Raw genomic sequence first — 15,226 nt, 5'->3', positions numbered from 1 at the left:
CATTTTTAACAAAAAGCAGCCTAGCGCCCCGGCCTGAGCCCGTCAACAACTAAGCAAAGATGGATTTCTAAGAAGGGAATCAACAGCAGCTTGGGCGTTAAGGTCCCTGGGTCATCAGGCGGTTTTGCCCGGCTGCTCCAGTTCGCTTTCAATAAAACGCAAGGCTTCATCAATCAGCGCGTACATGGCATCGCGCGCTTCATCGGGTTGCCGGCGTTCGATGGCCTCGAGCACCTTGCCATGGTCGGCAATGACACCAGCGGGATTACTTTTCAGTACGTTGGTGTGACGAATACTGACGTTCAAGGCGGTACGGGTGAAATCGCGCATGCGAATAAAGAAACGGTTTTCGCTGGCGTAGAGAATGCTGATGTGGAAATCGATATCGGCTTCGAGCGAGGCTTCCGGGTCTTTGCCGCGCGCCGCTTCCATCCGATCCAAGGCATCGTGAATGGCGCGCACCCGTTCCGGTTGCGCATGACGCGCCGCCAACCAGGCCGCTTCGGGTTCGATGGCGATGCGCATTTGCAAAAATTCCTGCAACACCCGCATCGATGGATTACTTTCCAGTGACCAGCGCAGCAGATCGGGATCGAGAATATTCCACTCTTCTTCCGGCAATACCCGAATGCCCTGGCGTTGACGGCTGGAAATCATGCCTTTGGCGGAGAGCATTTTAACGGCCTCACGAACAGCGGTGCGACTGACACCAAAGTCCTCGCAGAGAACCGCTTCACTGGGCAGGCTTTCATGAACATTGTATTCGCCACAGACGATGGCGCGACCCAGCTCCTGGGTCATGCGCTGTGACAAGCTCAAATTTCGTTCCAGTACCGCCATTCAGTTCTCTCAGCCGGAAGGTATTACCGATCTGCCAAATCGACAGGGTTAATTATCTTATAATAACACAGCCGAGCGATGAGGCTCCATTAGGGCAGGCCCGTGGCCCTATGCACCGAAATGGTGTCATTTTTTCGTCAGAGCGGCTATATTCCGAGACATAATAAAATGTTCACTGGCCCATGAACGCACCTTCGCTTTACGCCGCGATAGACCTCGGCTCCAACAGTTTCCATCTGGTTGTCATGCGCTCGGATGGTGCTCACTTGCAATCCGTCGAATGCAAGCGCGAACTGGTGCGTCTGGCCGCTGGCGTCGATAACGACACCGGACGCCTCACCAAAGAAGCGCGTAATCGCGCACTACGCTGCCTGAATCATTTTCGCGACGCGCTTCAGCATATTCCCAAAGCCAATATCACCGCCGTCGGCACCAGTGCCTTTCGTCGTCTGGTGGGCGATGTGCGTTTTCTGCATCAGGCAGAAGCGGCGTTAGGACAACCGATTCGAATTCTCAGCGGTGAAGATGAAGCGCGTTATATTTATCGCGGCGTCTCTCAGAGTCGCGATGACAGCGCCCGGCGTTTCGTGCTCGATATAGGTGGCGGCAGCACGGAGCTGATCGTCGGCCGCGGTCGTCAGGCCGAGGTGGTTGCCAGTCTGGATCTGGGTTGCGTGACCTTGACCGGTCAGTTCCTCAGCGAAGACCGCTTAACTGACCAACAACTGGCGGCTTGTGAGGCTCAGGTCGATGCCCAAATCGCGACCATCAGTGATCGCTTCAAAGGGGTTCAGTGGGATGACGTTATCGGCTCGTCCGGCAGCATCAAAGCCGTCAGTTGGGCGCTGAGTAACCTGGGGTTAATTTCCAACGGGGTGATAGAACGCGGTCAACTCGATCGTCTGCACCCGGTGCTGACGCAGGCAGAAAGTCAGCAGCAACTGTCGCAATTATTGGAATTAAATCCGCGGCGCATTGCCGTTTTTGCGGCGGGTTACATTATTTTGCACCGCGTTTTTCATGCCTTCGATCTGGATTCGATGCGCATTTCTCATCAGGCGATTCGCGAGGGCCTGATCGACGAGATGATCGAACCGGCCCTCGTTACCACCAGCTAACGCCTTAGGCAGTTTGTTCCACCAAGGCACCAGGCCCGGCAGTCGCCGCGGCCGGACATTTGCCCAGAATAATCATGCCTAGCACATCGTCCTTGGTGACGGCATTGACGGGCGCGGTACCGACCAACTGACCGTTCTTCATCACGCTGACGCGATCGGACAGATCGAACACATCGTGGATGTCGTGGCTGATTAAAAAGATGCCGATGCCCTGCTCTTTCAGGTTCTGTATCAGCTGCGACACCTGAGCGGTTTCTTCCGGGCCCAGCGCAGCGGTCGGTTCATCCATGATCAGAATGCGCGCATTAAAATACAGCGCCCGGGCAATGGCGACCGACTGACGTTGACCACCCGAAAGCGCCCGTACCGGATCCTTGAAACGCTTGAAGTTGGGGTTCAACCGACCCATCACTTCGCGGCAGGCTGCTTCCATCGCAGCATCATCGAGCGTGCCCCAGGCGGTGCGTAATTCACGCCCTAAAAACAGATTGGCCGCCGCATCAACGTTATCAGCCAGCGCCAGCGTCTGATAGATGGTTTCAATGCCCAGCGCCTTGGCATCGCGTGGGTTATTAATACTGACCGGCTTGCCATCAACGCGAATCTCACCACCCTGTTTTTGATAGGCGCCGGAGAGAATCTTAATCAAGGTCGATTTACCGGCACCGTTATGACCGAGCAAACCCACTACCTCACCGGGATAAAGATCGATAGAAACTTCATCAACAGCGTTAATGCCGCCAAAGGAAATGGAAATTTTATCCATCTCCACCAGCGGCGTTTTTTGTGCATCCGTCATAACGTCGCCCTCTTGCGGTACAGCGTATCGACCCAGACGGCCAGCACCAGAACCAGGCCGACCACCATGTTTTGCAGCGGCGTATCGACACCGACCAAAACCATGCCCGATTGCAGCGATTGCATCACCAGGGCACCGAGCATGGCGCCTGCGACTTTGCCGACACCGCCGGCCAGCGAAGTGCCACCGATAACCGCAGCGGCAATCACATAGAGCTCATCCAGGGTGCCCTGCGCATTGGTCGCGGCATTCAAGCGGGCGGTGGAAATAGCCGCAGCAATGGCCGCCAGAATGCCCATCAGAATAAAGACTTTCATGATCACCCAGCGGGTGTTCACGCCCGCCAGTTCAGCCGCTTCCGGGTTGCCGCCAATGGCAAACACATAGCGACCGAAACGAGTGCGGGTGGCAATAAAGGTCATCACAATACCGACGGCCACAGCCATCAATACCGGCACTGCAAAGCCATGAGAGATGATCAACCCACCTTCGGGAACGACCATGCCCTGAGCTTCAGCGTAGCGAGCTGCGACACGCTCTGGCCAGTGGTAAGCATTGGCGACCGCTGCGGCGCCCAGCACCGCCGAGCAATAAACCACCGCCATGACCACTTCTGCCCAGATCGGACGCAGCGGGAAATGATGCAGGCGACGCCGACGACGCCCCATTAGCACAGCGGCAATGATCAGCGCGCAAAAGACCAGAGCAATCAGCCAGGTAACCGGCCCACCGACCGAGCCTTCCGGTCCGCCGCCCATCATTTGAAAGTGGCTGTCCATCGGTGCCACAGTACGGCCCGAAGTCACCAGCCAGGCAGCGCCGCGCCAGGCCAGCAAACCGCCTAAGGTGACAATAAAAGCCGGCACCGCCAGATAGGCGATAACAAAGCCCTGCAAGGCACCGATCAAAGCGCCGACGACAATGCCGACACCCAGTGCAATCAGCCAGGTAAAGGGGTGGTCGTAACCAATGAGCGGCGGCAACAATTCAGCCTGGGTGACGCCGATAATCATGCCGGTGACACCGAGCACCGAACCGACGGAAAGATCGATATTACGAGTGACGATCACCAGCACCATGCCGGTTGCCATCACCGCGACCGATGAGGTCTGAACACTGAGGTTCCACAGATTACGCGCACTGAGAAAAGCGCCGTCGCTGGCCAGACCAAAGCCCAGCCAGATCAGCGCCAATACGGCGACCATACCGAGAATACGCAAGTCGGCTTCGGTCGCAGCAAAAAATCGTTTAACGGGATTGGCGATATTAGCCGCCATGGACTGAGCTCCTAATTACAAGGATTGAGATCAACCGGAAACAGCAAGCCGGACTGGAACGTCCGGCTTACCCTAGTCTCAGTTACAGACAGCGACCTGACCAGAGGGCACGCCCTGACAAACAGTCGCACGATCAACCCAGCCGGCGTCGATCACTTCGTTCAGGTTATTGCGGGTGATAGGCAACGGCGCCAGGAAGATGGCGTTCATGGTCACGCCATTGGGACCATCGCTCCAGGTGGTGGCGCCAGGAATGTCTTCCAGCGGGGTACCGCTTGCCATCAGGAAGGCAATGTTGGCGGCGGCTTTACCCAGCTCACGGGCATCTTTCCAAACTGAAACAGTCTGAGTGCCCAACGCGATACGGTTCAGCGCCGCGTGGTCACCATCCTGACCAGAGACCGGTACGACGCCATCCAGACCTTGCGCTGACAGCGCCGATACCACGCCACCGGCGGTACCATCGTTAGAGGCAACAACAGCATCGACATTATTGTTGTTGGCGGTCAGGAACTGCTCCATGTTGCGTTGCGCATTGGCCGGAATCCAGCCATCGGTATAGGCCTCACCGACATTGCGAATCGCACCGCTATCGATGGCGCCTTGCAGCACATCCAATTGGCCCGCGTGCAGGAAGTCGGCATTGGGGTCGGCTGGCGAGCCTTTGATAAATACATAGTTGCCGGTCGGCTGTTGTTCAAACACAGCACGCGCCTGCAAACGACCCACTTCGCGGTTATCGAAGGTCAGATAGAAGGCATCGGGGTTTTCGATCAGACGGTCGTAACCGACCACCGGAATACCTTCATCGGCAGCGGCCTGAACCGCTGGCCCGATGGCACTGGAATCCTGCGCCAGAATGATCAGCGCATCGGCACCGTTGGCGATCAGGCTTTCTACATCGGTCAATTGCTTGGCGGCCGATGACTGTGCATCGGCAGAAATATAGTCGGCACCGAGACGATCGAGCGCGCCTTTGATGGCGGCTTCGTCGGTTTTCCAGCGTTCTTCCTGGAAGTTGGACCAGGACACGCCAATGGTGATGTCGTGGGCAAGGACGGGAAGGGCACAAACACTCAGGCCGAGTGCGATCAGCGTACGTTTCATGAATTGCTCCTAGCTTGTCTGCTTTGTTGTTGTTATTGCGCTACAGCCATCGAAGGAGAGCTTCGATATTATTTTTATTACGCGAATTTATTCTTTTCGAAAAGGGCCATCACAGTCAATAGAAAGGCTAATAACTTTGGTATTAGTTCGTTTTTTAGGCAGTTCCTTCATGTTTTTATTCGCCTCTGGAATAAAAAAGACCCGGCCGTCTTCCCTGAGACAAGCCGGGCCAGGTGGCACCGCAGGACGAACGAAGCCAAAGACAACCCTTTAATCACGCTCCTGATAATGGAAATCCGCAAAATCGGCCACGCCGGCTGTACCGGCCAGATCCTGAGCCGCCATACCGACAAAGGCACCGGTAAAGTTATTGCCCGCGCCGGTTCCCGCTTCATCGCTGAGCCAGGAATGTTCGAGCTTCAAAGGCAGCCGCTGCCAATCACCGCCGGCCACGGCATAGGAGAAATACAGGTGCTCAAAATGGACCTCAGCGCGCAATCGAATCGGACCCGGTGGTAAGGCAATGGGCGACTCACCGAGCGGATAAAGCGCGTGACCGTTACTGTCACCCTGACAACTCATCACCGCCAGACAGCGGCCAAGCTGCTCATCGTAACTGACATACAGATAGTGGTATTTGCGCGAGTTGTAATAGCACACCAGGCCCGCCATCTGCTGGAAATGTTCCGGCTCGAATTCCAAGGTCGTGATCGCAGTAAATTGATGCGCCTGTTGCCTGCGCGCCACCAAGGCCGAGCGAAACAGACTGCCCAAAGACTCACGACCATAAAGACGCAAATAGCCCGGACGTTCAGTCAGGCTAAACAACTGTTCGGGATAAGGCGTGCGCAGCCATTGGAACGACAAGGGTAATTCAGCGCTGGAAAAATCGCTGACTTCATCTCGCGGTTGCGGACTCTGTTTAACCTCTACGCCTTTTGGTGGCGCAACGTCCACTCGCGGTGTCGGATCATCGTCCAGCGGCCAGGGCCAGCCATCGTCACGCCACTCCAGACGCTGGATCGCGGTTTCACGACCGAGCGGACTGCGGCCACGATTGCGCAGCGGCCGGCTGCACAGATGCACCAAAAAGGTTTCACCCTCGGCGGTTTCCACCCAGTCTCCATGACCGGCGCGCTGCAACTGCGCTTGCGGATTAGTACGCGCCGTAGTGATATGCGTCAGCGGATGCAGTTCGTACGGACCGTCGATATTACGCGACCGTGCCAAAGTGCAGGCATGATCGTATTCGGTGCCACCTTCAGCGGTCAGCAAATAATAATAACCACCGCGTTTATACAGATGCGGCCCCTCTTCCATACCCAAGCTGCTGCCATGAAAAATGTTCCGCACCGGGCCAAAAGGCTGGAGTGTTTCGGCGTCTAATTCCTGCAGCACAATGCCGCCGAACGAGGGTTTGCCCGGCCGGTAATCCCAGAGCATATTCACAAACCATTTACGGCCATCATCGTCATGAAACAGCGATGGATCAAAGCCGCTGGAATTCACATAAACCGGGGCACTCCAATCGCCATCAATGCGGTCGCAGGTGGTGATGTAATTATGAGCGTCTTTGGCGTCACCGCTGTGGCGTTTTACATCGGTATAGACCAGATAAAACAAGCCATCGCTATAGGTTAAACAGGGCGCCCAAACACCACAGGAATCCGGGTTGCCACGCATATCGAGCAAGTCAGGACGGTTCAGCGGCCGCGCCACCAGAGTCCAGTTCACCAGATCTTTGGAGTGATGAATCTGCACACCCGGATACCACTCAAAGGTGGAAGTGGCGATGTAATAATCCGAGCCGACGCGGCAGATGGACGGGTCCGGATTAAAACCCGGCAGGATTGGATTTTGAATACGAAACTCAGCGCTCATCGAAACTCCACTAACCTTTGACAGCGCCACCGGTTAAACCGGCAACGATGTATTTTTGGGCGAATAAAAAGAACACCACCGCCGGCAAAATGGTGATGGTGATATAGGCCAGAATCCGGTTCCATTCAGCGCCGTATTGACCGCGAAATTCCATCAAGCCGAGCGGCCACGGATAGACCGCTGAATCATTCAGCATGATCAGCGGAAAGATGTAATTGTTCCAACTCTGCACCAGAACAAAAACGCCGACGGTGGCCAAAATCGGTTGTGACAACGGAATCACAATGCGCCAGAAAAAGCGGCCGTAACCGCAGCCATCGACCAGCGCAGCCTCGAATAAATCCTTGGGTAATTGTTCAAAAAAAGTTCGGAACAAAAGCACGCTCATGGCCAGACCAAATGCCACTTGCGGCAGAATGACACCGGCGTAGGTATCGAGCAGACCCAGGTCCCGAATCTTGATAAACAAGGGCAAAATCGCCGTCGCGCCAGGAAACATCATGCCCAGAATGACGTAGGAATAGAGGTATTTACGGCCAGCAAATTTGATGTGCGAAAAAGTAAAGGCCAGCATCGATGCCAGTATCAATACCAGTGCCACGGTAAAGCCAGTGATCAGCACGGAGTTACCCAGCATGCGCCAGGTATTGGGGCTGATCAGAATGTCCCAGTAGGCGCTGGTCTGCCAGACTTCAGGTAAGCCGAGTGGATTGGCGCGCAGCTCGCCCTGGGTTTTAAAGCCACCGAGTACTGTGATCCAGAACGGCAACAGCACGAAAACAGCGGTGATCAGCATCAAACCCCAGCGAGCCAGGCGCGCCGAATAACCGATTTCCAGTTGAGTGTTTGCGGTCATCATTATCTCCTAGTCGCGCTGGCGCATAACAAAGCGCTGATAACTAAAAGCAAACACAGCGCAGGCCAAAAACAGCACCACCGCAACGGCGCTGCCAAAACCGACGCGCGTGCGCACGATGCCAAACTCATACAAATAGGTGACGATGGTGTGCGCCGAACCACCCGGACCACCCGATTGCACCAGGGGCATCGCCATTTCGAAAAACTGCAACGCACCAATCACGCTGAAGAAAATCGACAACCGAATCGCCGGCCAGATCAACGGCAGCTTAACCTTAGTGATGATTTTCCAGGGACTCGCACCATCGAGCTTGGCAGCTTCGATCATGTCATCGGAAATGCCCTGCAAACCGGCGATATAAATCATCATGTGGTAACCAAAATACTTCCAGATCACCACCACCAGAATGGCATTGAAGGCCCAATCGGAATCCGCCAGCGGATAAAAGGCGTCCATGTTAAAGGCGCCGGTGATGGCCGCAACCAGTCCGGTACCGCCGTCGTAAATAAACCGCCAGATCAAACCAGCGACGACGTCGGCAAGAATAAAGGGTAGAAAAAAGATCAGCCGGAACAGATTGTTGACCCGACTTTTTGACGCCACAGCAAGCGCCACGGCCATCGCCAGTGGTAACTGAATGGCCAGAGAAATCAGCACGATTTTCAGCGTATTCCAGACCGCAACATGAAACACATCGTGTTGCAGCATTTGCGCAAAATTGCGCAACCCCACCCAGCGACCGCCTTCGGACAGTTCGGTAAAACCGTTCCAGCGGAAGAAGGAATAAATACCGGATTCGCTGATGGGCAGAATGACAAAGAGCGTAAATACCGTCAGTGCCGGCGGCAAAAACAGCAGCAAGGTTGTCAGCCGGCCACCGGAATTATTGCGGTAAAACCAACTGTTCAGGCGTTGGCGCCAGCCGGACGAATGCGACGGCAAAATCTGGGTGCTCATTAGCGTGACCTAAGTAGTGCGACCGGTCGCTGCCTGTCGCTTTAACGAGCAGACAGCGCCGGTGATTTTTATTGTTTATTGCAACGACTGCTTAACGGAAATCCCAGGCTTCCTGGATGCGCTCAACAGCACCTTCCGGATCTTCGTCGCCGGAGGTCAGCTCGGCGGAAATGTCGTTGATCACACCGCCGACATCGGCACCCAGTGCCTGATCCCAGAACACCTGGTGCCAGGAAGAACGGGCGATGTTTTCAGCGATCACCTTCATGTGCGGGTTCTGCACGGACGCTTCAGCACCACGGGCCACCGGAATGATGATGTCCTGCTCAGCCAATTTGGCCTGGTTTTCCGGCGACAGGAAGAAGGTCAGCCATTCGACCGCCGCATCAGTGCCATTGCCTGCGGTAAAGGCCCAGCCATCAACACCACCCAGAGTCGCGCTTGGGTCGCCGTCACCGCCTTCAACAGCCGGGAAGCTGAAGTAACCGAGGTCGGCATCGCTGACGCCTTCACCGCTTTCACTTTCCGAACGTTGCACACCGATATCCCACTCACCCATCAGATGGATGGCGGCCTGGTGATTACCGAAGACGTTCGCTGCTTCGTTGTACTTGGCACCCAGATAGCCAGGCTGGAAGGGGTCCAGATCAGCGAGACGTTGCAGTTCTTCACCGGCGCGAATGTAAGCCGGATTTTCGAAGCTGGCTTCATCGGCGAGGATGTCGTTGAACAGTTCCTGACCACCGATGCGCATGGCCAGGTAAGTCCAGTAGAAGTGCAGCGGCCAGCGCTCACCACCACCAGCGGCGATCGGCGTAATGCCGGCGTCTTTGATGTCCTGAACCACTTCCAGGAAGTCATCCCAGGTCTCGATGTCGTCAGCCGACACACCCGCCTGTTCGAACAGTCGTTTGTTGTACCAGAAACCGACCTGAGCCAGACGGTAAGGCGCGCCGTAGAGGCGACCATCGATTTCAAAGGCCGACAAGGCTCCCGGTGAGATGTTCTCACGCAGGCCATCGGCCTGGTCGGTGATATCGGCAAGCAGACCAGAGGTGGCACGGGTGCGATAGTTGGCACCGCCGAAGCTCCAGTAAAGATGCGGTTTGGCGGACGATTGCAGCAGCGTCGGCAGGCGTTGCTTCATGGCCGAGTCGTCCTGGAATTCCAGATTGACCTGAATGTCCGGGTGCTGAGCTTCGAAATCCTGACGGATCTCTTCCCAGGCGGCGCGGATTTTTTCGTCTTGCTGATTGTGCAAGACGTTCACTACTTCTTCCGCTTGCACACTGACGGTTGCGGCAGCCAGGCTGAAAGCCGCCAGCGAAGCCGGCAGCAGGGTCTTAAAGCGAGTCATGGTCGGTCCTCCTGGGAAGCTCTATGCAAGGCATGCGAGGCTCCCCTTGGTTTTATTGTCTTTGTTTTACCAAGTAAGCGTCTGGCGACGCTTCGGGACTTTAGCGGTGTTGCCACTAAATTTAAGTCTCAAACTAAATAGACCATAACCGCCTTTGCGATGTCAAAATATTTTCGAGAGTCGACTAAAAAGTATCGAAACCCTAAACTGGCCGACTTGTCCGAAAAACCTTAGAGCCGGCTGCATGAAGAAGACCGACACCGAACAGATCCGCGCCGCTAACCGCGTCGATATCATCAATGCATTGCGTGTTTTTGGCCCGGTTGCCCGCGTCGATATCGGCCGCATTACCAAACTGAGCCCGGCAACGGTTACCGCCATCACCTCAGAGCTGGCCGGCGAAGGCGTGATTGAGGAAGTACAGGCGCCGACGCCGAGCACCGGACGTGGCCGCCCCCGGGTGCTGATCGACCTGAATCCCAATCACGCCTGTGTGCTGGGCATCAAGCTGTCGATCAATGAGATCCGGCTGATGCTCGGTGACCTCAAAGGCAACATCCTGGCGGAAAGTGTAGTGACCGCCAAAACCCAGGCCCACGATCAGGATTCGCTCAATGACATGCTGGTCAGCCAGGCACAGCACTTTATGGCGGACTACCCACAGCAGGCGCAACGCCTGGTCAGTCTGGGCATCGCCATTCAGGGCTTTGTCGATGTGCACGCTGGCGATGTGGTATGGAGCCCGGCGTTGAACATGCGTCACGTCAATCTGACCCGGGCGCTCGAAGAGGCCTTCAACTGCCCGGTCGAATTAGCCAACGACGCCAACTGCATCGCCTACGCCATTCACAAACAGCCGGACTACGCCAGTTGCCGCGACTTCGCGGTGATCATGATCGGCTACGGTGTGGGGGGTGGTTTGATTGTCGGTGGTGAACTTTACAGCGGTCATTTTGGCGCCGCCGCTGAGTTCGGTCACACCAAATTCAGTCACGAAGGCCCGCAGTGCGCCTGTGGCAAACGTGGCTGCATCGAAGCCTATGTGGCGGACTATGCGCTCTATCGCGACGCCAGCGCAGTGATGGACTTACCGGCCACCGACCGCCGTCACCCCTCGGAAAAACAGATGGCGCGACTGACGCAACTGGCGATCGAAGGCGACCCGACGGCCAGCCGATTGTTTCATCAGGCCGGCAAGGCGCTGGGCTTTGGCATTGCCAACATCCTGGCCTTGTTGAGTCCGCAGAAAGTCGTGGTGACCGGTCCGGGTGTGCGTGCTTTTGAACAGATGCAGGCGGGCATCGTTGAAGGCATCGATGATTCACTGGTCCCGGAATTAATCGGCCGCGCCGATATCAATCCTTACCCCTGGTCACAGGATATGACCGGCAAAGGCATCATTGCGCTGGCTTTGAAACACTTCCGCTAACCCGACTGACGTCGGTTTTATTCACCACGCCGATGCGGTGCGGGACAGATCAGATGTTCGGCGCGCAGATGAAACATCTCCACTTCCGGATTGCTGAAAAACCCAACTTCCCAGGGGTTTTTAGCGATAAAGGCTTCCTGCACCGTGCGAAACAGCGGCGTGTCTTTTGGCACATCGAAGGCGTGCCCGCTGATTATGCTGTAGTTCCATTCAATGGCCTGCTCGAAAGCGTAGGTGGCGCGGTTATCGATCGCAAAGAGGCAGCGGTTATCGCGTTTGAGCAAGGCTGATTTGAAAGTACTGGGGAAGGTAATAAAGAAAATATCGTCCGCTTCGGTCGATAAAAACGCCATCACGGTGGTGTGCGGTTGTTGCTCGGCATGAGTCACCAGCACGCCAACTTTGTTGTCGTGCTCGCCACCGTCGATGTTGGGCAAGGTGGTCATGGGCGTGGTTGGCAACGGCCGCTCGGGTCGTTGATCCACCGGGAACTGATAGCCGCTTTGGGCGTAGTCGAGCAGCACGCTGAGACCATAAAACACCTGAAACTGAATCGGCTCGACCAGCACGCGATTATCGTCCAAACGCACCACCCGCCCCTTGTACGACAGACGATAGACGCGCAGATCGGCATCGTATTCAGACACACCGGTGCGATTATCCAGATGGATGGTGACGCGCGCGCCCGGCGTTAACCGATGACCACGGGCAAAACGCAACTCCAGTTCATTGTCTGCACGTAATTGGGCGCCACAGATATAGACATCGGTCTCGCGTCCGGCATCCAGATAAGTTGCCGCCACCGCCAAGACCGGAGAGGGTATAAAATCACTCAGCTTTTGTTCGATCATCTATCTGCCCTGCTTAGTCGTCTGGCGCAGTATAAGGCAACGCCAGACGACTGGGCAGACAGCGGCTCAGCCAGACTTACTTATAGATCACCCGGTTAACCCGGTTCTCCAGCATTTCCTGATGGCTCGACACCGGTTCCGGTTTCAGGTTCTGCTCAACGGCATAGTTGGCAACCGCTTCCAGATCCCATTTACCACCCAGGATGTTGCGCCCCAGGTCACCTTGCCAGCCCGCATAACGCTGCTCGACAAAATCGCTGAGTGTCTTTTGCTCGACCAACTCTGCCGCCTTGGTGAAGGCCAGTGCCAGCACATCCATAGCGCCAACATGGGCGTGGAACAGATCGCTCGGATCGATAGAGGTACGGCGCAGCTTGGTGTCAAAATTAAAGCCGCCGGTGGTGAAACCGCCCGCCTGAATAATGTGATAGCAGGCCAGCGTCATTTCCTCGACCGAGTTGGGGAACTGATCGGTATCCCAGCCATTTTGGTGATCGCCGCGGTTGGCATCGACCGAACCTAAAATGCCCAACGATCCGGCGGTGGCGATTTCATGCTCGAAGGTGTGACCTGCCAGGGTGGCGTGGTTCACTTCGATGTTCACCTTGATCTCTTTTTCCAGACCGTATTTCTGCAGGAACCCAAAGACGGTGGCGGAATCGTAATCGTACTGATGTTTGGTCGGCTCCTGCGGCTTGGGCTCGATCAGCAAGGTGCCGTTAAAACCGATCTTGTGCTTGTACTCAACCACCATCTGCATAAAACGGCCGAGCTGTTCCTGCTCACGTTTGAGGTCGGTATTGAGCAGCGTTTCGTAACCTTCACGACCGCCCCAGAGCACATAGTTGGCGCCACCCAGACGGTGGGTTGCAGACATCGCATGCTGTACCTGAGAGGCCGCGTAAGCGAAGACTTCCGGATTGGGATTGGTCGCCGCACCGGCCATATAACGCTTGGCACCGAAATTCTTGGCCGTGCCCCAAAGCAGTTTCATGCCGGTTTCGGCCTGCTTGGCTTCGGCGCGTTCAATCATTTCATCGAAGTTGCGCCGGCTTTCACGAATGCTGTCGCCTTCTGGGGCAATGTCGTAGTCGTGGAAGGTCCAGAACGGCGCGCCAACTTTGGTGAAAAATTCGAACGCCACATCCATTTTCTGATGCGCCAGCGCCATCGGCTCCGCGCCCTTGTGCCAGGGCCGGTCAAAGGTGCCTTCACCGAACACATCAAAACCGTCCCAACAGAAGCTGTGCCAGTAGCACACAGCAAAGCGCAGTTGTTCTGCCAGGGTTTTACCCAATACCACTCGCTCGGCATCGTAATGGTGAAAGGCAAGGGGGTTATCTGAGTCGGGGCCTTCGTAGCGAACCGGCTCGATCTCGCTGAAATAGGTCGACATGGTGGGTCCTCTCGTATCGACGGCCCGGATCAGGGCCATTGTTGTTGTTTTTAATTTACCTCTCGAATTTATAATGAGGAAGATTGCCGAACGAGTCAAACAAAAAAGCCAGTCCAGCGAATGACCGCCTGGACTGGCTGCTGCTGATCAACTGAACTTAGGGTTTCAACGATCGCGGCAGCTCGCCGGATTGCCACAAGCCCAGACCAAAGCCATCCGGGTCCAGAAAGTCGGCACTCCAGCCACCCGGTGCTTCGGATACCGGCGTTACTATGGTAACCCCTGCGTCCGCCAGCTCAGCGACAATGTCGTCGATGCCACCGTCATCCACCTCAAAGACAATGGCCGGGGTAGTGCCGCGCTCGCCTTCCATCTCGAAGAAGATCAAATCCAGGCCATTGCTCAGTTGGCCTTGCAACCAGAACGGTTTGGCACCTTCCATGCGTTGCAAATTGAGCGCCAGGGTTTCGTTATAAAACTTCTCGGTGCGCACAATATCGCTGACGTAATAGACGATGCTGGCGTTTTTGGGTTTGAAGCTCATGGTGGTTTCCTTGTGGTGAGTTCATGGCCTTATTGCCGCCAAGCAGAAATTTGTGAGCCGCGAATGACAAAAAGATGGCCATCCGGGTCGTGACTGGCCAAAGCACCACCGCGATAAAACAACGTGGACAACAGCGCTTGCCGAATCCGGCCGTACGCCAGCACCGGCAGCAAACCGGGTAAATCGACCGGAGTGGTCAGTTGCTGCTGCCGGGCCTGTCGTTTCAACACCACAATTCGCTGACGCAGGCTGGTATCGCTCAGCCTCAGCAAATACTGGATTTCACGACGGCTGTGACCGGACAACGCCAGCAGCGCGACGGCTTTCAAGGCTGGCGTCAGACGGCCAAGCCAAGCAGCCAGGTCAGTTGGGTCCGGCGCTTCCAGCTGTGGATGTTCGCTCGCCCAAAGCGTTTCACGGTTTTGTTGACGCCGCTTTGTGCGAGCGGCCATCCGCGCTTTATTGCGCACCGTGCCCACCAGCCATTGACGCGTTTCCTGCGCTTCAAAATCCACCCGTCCAACTTCAAATGCCGCCAGATAGGCGTCCTGCACCACGTCTTCAACCTCACTGGTATCGGCTAAAAGACGGCGCGCCAGGGCGCACAATTGAGGGTATTGGCTGGGTCGCATGAGGCTGCTCAGGTTGAGTTTGAATCCGGCTGGTCGCCAATATTCCGGCGACCAGATGACGCTGGTCAATTATTAATCCATTTGCCGCCAAAATACTGTCCAACAAAGAACCAGTCGAGTAATCTTGCTCGGCCACTGTCCCCAGAACGACAGGGTTTTCCAACGATACGCTCTCGCTG

Annotated in this window: 14 protein-coding genes; 2 read left to right on the top strand and 12 right to left on the bottom strand. The window is 55.8% G+C overall.

Annotated features, from left to right (window positions below; genetic code table 11):
- Positions 1-114 precede the first annotated feature (114 nt).
- Complete coding sequence (locus ACXAE6_RS08845) at positions 115-840, bottom strand: FadR/GntR family transcriptional regulator (protein ID WP_475146584.1); 726 nt, start codon at positions 838-840, stop codon at positions 115-117.
- A gap of 182 nt (positions 841-1,022) precedes the next feature.
- On the opposite strand from ACXAE6_RS08845, the gene ACXAE6_RS08840 reads away from it, so the two are divergent.
- Entirely contained in the window at positions 1,023-1,958 is a 936-nt protein-coding gene (locus ACXAE6_RS08840; protein ID WP_475146583.1) for a Ppx/GppA phosphatase family protein, read from the top strand.
- Between the two features lie 4 nt (positions 1,959-1,962).
- Here the strand turns inward: ACXAE6_RS08840 and ACXAE6_RS08835 are convergent, their stop codons facing one another.
- From ACXAE6_RS08835 to ACXAE6_RS08805, 7 genes are all read right to left on the bottom strand, one after another.
- On the bottom strand, positions 1,963-2,757 hold the full coding sequence (locus ACXAE6_RS08835; protein WP_475146582.1) for an ATP-binding cassette domain-containing protein: 795 nt from the start codon (positions 2,755-2,757) through the stop codon (positions 1,963-1,965).
- Positions 2,754-4,034 carry a sugar ABC transporter permease gene (locus ACXAE6_RS08830; protein WP_392801676.1) on the bottom strand — a complete coding sequence of 427 codons (1,281 nt, stop codon included), beginning with the start codon at positions 4,032-4,034 and terminating at the stop codon, positions 2,754-2,756. The genes ACXAE6_RS08835 and ACXAE6_RS08830 overlap by 4 nt, the downstream gene beginning before the upstream one ends.
- A 78-nt stretch (positions 4,035-4,112) precedes the next feature.
- Positions 4,113-5,141, bottom strand: coding sequence for a D-xylose ABC transporter substrate-binding protein (xylF, locus tag ACXAE6_RS08825; protein WP_475146581.1), 1,029 nt, complete (start codon positions 5,139-5,141; stop codon positions 4,113-4,115).
- Between the two features lie 270 nt (positions 5,142-5,411).
- Positions 5,412-7,022: a glycoside hydrolase family 43 protein gene (locus ACXAE6_RS08820; protein ID WP_475146580.1), complete on the bottom strand. Its 1,611-nt coding sequence runs from the start codon at positions 7,020-7,022 to the stop codon at positions 5,412-5,414.
- Positions 7,023-7,032: 10 nt separating this feature from the next.
- On the bottom strand, positions 7,033-7,878 hold the full coding sequence (locus ACXAE6_RS08815) for a carbohydrate ABC transporter permease (protein WP_475146579.1): 846 nt from the start codon (positions 7,876-7,878) through the stop codon (positions 7,033-7,035).
- Positions 7,879-7,887: 9 nt separating this feature from the next.
- Positions 7,888-8,838, bottom strand: a complete 951-nt coding sequence (locus ACXAE6_RS08810) for a carbohydrate ABC transporter permease (protein WP_475146578.1) — start codon at positions 8,836-8,838, stop codon at positions 7,888-7,890.
- 91 nt (positions 8,839-8,929) lie between these two features.
- On the bottom strand, positions 8,930-10,195 hold the full coding sequence (locus ACXAE6_RS08805) for an extracellular solute-binding protein (RefSeq protein ID WP_475146577.1): 1,266 nt from the start codon (positions 10,193-10,195) through the stop codon (positions 8,930-8,932).
- Between the two features lie 244 nt (positions 10,196-10,439).
- Here ACXAE6_RS08805 and ACXAE6_RS08800 point away from each other — a divergent pair, with 244 nt between their 5' ends.
- Positions 10,440-11,624: an ROK family protein gene (locus ACXAE6_RS08800; RefSeq protein ID WP_475146576.1), complete on the top strand. Its 1,185-nt coding sequence runs from the start codon at positions 10,440-10,442 to the stop codon at positions 11,622-11,624.
- Between the two features lie 17 nt (positions 11,625-11,641).
- Here the strand turns inward: ACXAE6_RS08800 and ACXAE6_RS08795 are convergent, their stop codons facing one another.
- From ACXAE6_RS08795 to ACXAE6_RS08780, 4 genes are all read right to left on the bottom strand, one after another.
- Entirely contained in the window at positions 11,642-12,475 is an 834-nt protein-coding gene (locus ACXAE6_RS08795; protein WP_475146575.1) for a pyridoxamine 5'-phosphate oxidase family protein, read from the bottom strand.
- 76 nt (positions 12,476-12,551) lie between these two features.
- Entirely contained in the window at positions 12,552-13,871 is a 1,320-nt protein-coding gene (gene xylA, locus ACXAE6_RS08790) for a xylose isomerase (RefSeq protein ID WP_475146574.1), read from the bottom strand.
- Between the two features lie 157 nt (positions 13,872-14,028).
- Positions 14,029-14,415, bottom strand: coding sequence for a VOC family protein (locus ACXAE6_RS08785; protein WP_475146573.1), 387 nt, complete (start codon positions 14,413-14,415; stop codon positions 14,029-14,031).
- Between the two features lie 29 nt (positions 14,416-14,444).
- A complete protein-coding gene (locus ACXAE6_RS08780) occupies positions 14,445-15,047 on the bottom strand; it encodes an RNA polymerase sigma factor (protein ID WP_475146572.1) in 603 nt (200 codons plus the stop codon).
- Positions 15,048-15,226: the final 179 nt, after the last annotated feature.

Source organism: Saccharospirillum sp. ABV4_185 (assembly GCF_056159245.1).
Note: the sequence above shows the minus strand (reverse complement) of the source record. Positions and strands in the feature narration are given on the sequence as shown.

Coding starts and splice junctions, on each gene's coding strand:
- ACXAE6_RS08795 (WP_475146575.1), bottom strand. CDS start 12,475: ATGATCGAACAAAAGCTGAGTGATTTTATACCCTCTCCGGTCTTGGCG.
- ACXAE6_RS08815 (WP_475146579.1), bottom strand. CDS start 7,878: ATGACCGCAAACACTCAACTGGAAATCGGTTATTCGGCGCGCCTGGCT.
- ACXAE6_RS08785 (WP_475146573.1), bottom strand. CDS start 14,415: ATGAGCTTCAAACCCAAAAACGCCAGCATCGTCTATTACGTCAGCGAT.
- ACXAE6_RS08845 (WP_475146584.1), bottom strand. CDS start 840: ATGGCGGTACTGGAACGAAATTTGAGCTTGTCACAGCGCATGACCCAG.
- ACXAE6_RS08810 (WP_475146578.1), bottom strand. CDS start 8,838: ATGAGCACCCAGATTTTGCCGTCGCATTCGTCCGGCTGGCGCCAACGC.
- xylA (WP_475146574.1), bottom strand. CDS start 13,871: ATGTCGACCTATTTCAGCGAGATCGAGCCGGTTCGCTACGAAGGCCCC.
- ACXAE6_RS08835 (WP_475146582.1), bottom strand. CDS start 2,757: ATGACGGATGCACAAAAAACGCCGCTGGTGGAGATGGATAAAATTTCC.
- xylF (WP_475146581.1), bottom strand. CDS start 5,141: ATGAAACGTACGCTGATCGCACTCGGCCTGAGTGTTTGTGCCCTTCCC.
- ACXAE6_RS08840 (WP_475146583.1), top strand. CDS start 1,023: ATGAACGCACCTTCGCTTTACGCCGCGATAGACCTCGGCTCCAACAGT.
- ACXAE6_RS08830 (WP_392801676.1), bottom strand. CDS start 4,034: ATGGCGGCTAATATCGCCAATCCCGTTAAACGATTTTTTGCTGCGACC.
- ACXAE6_RS08820 (WP_475146580.1), bottom strand. CDS start 7,022: ATGAGCGCTGAGTTTCGTATTCAAAATCCAATCCTGCCGGGTTTTAAT.
- ACXAE6_RS08780 (WP_475146572.1), bottom strand. CDS start 15,047: ATGCGACCCAGCCAATACCCTCAATTGTGCGCCCTGGCGCGCCGTCTT.
- ACXAE6_RS08805 (WP_475146577.1), bottom strand. CDS start 10,195: ATGACTCGCTTTAAGACCCTGCTGCCGGCTTCGCTGGCGGCTTTCAGC.
- ACXAE6_RS08800 (WP_475146576.1), top strand. CDS start 10,440: ATGAAGAAGACCGACACCGAACAGATCCGCGCCGCTAACCGCGTCGAT.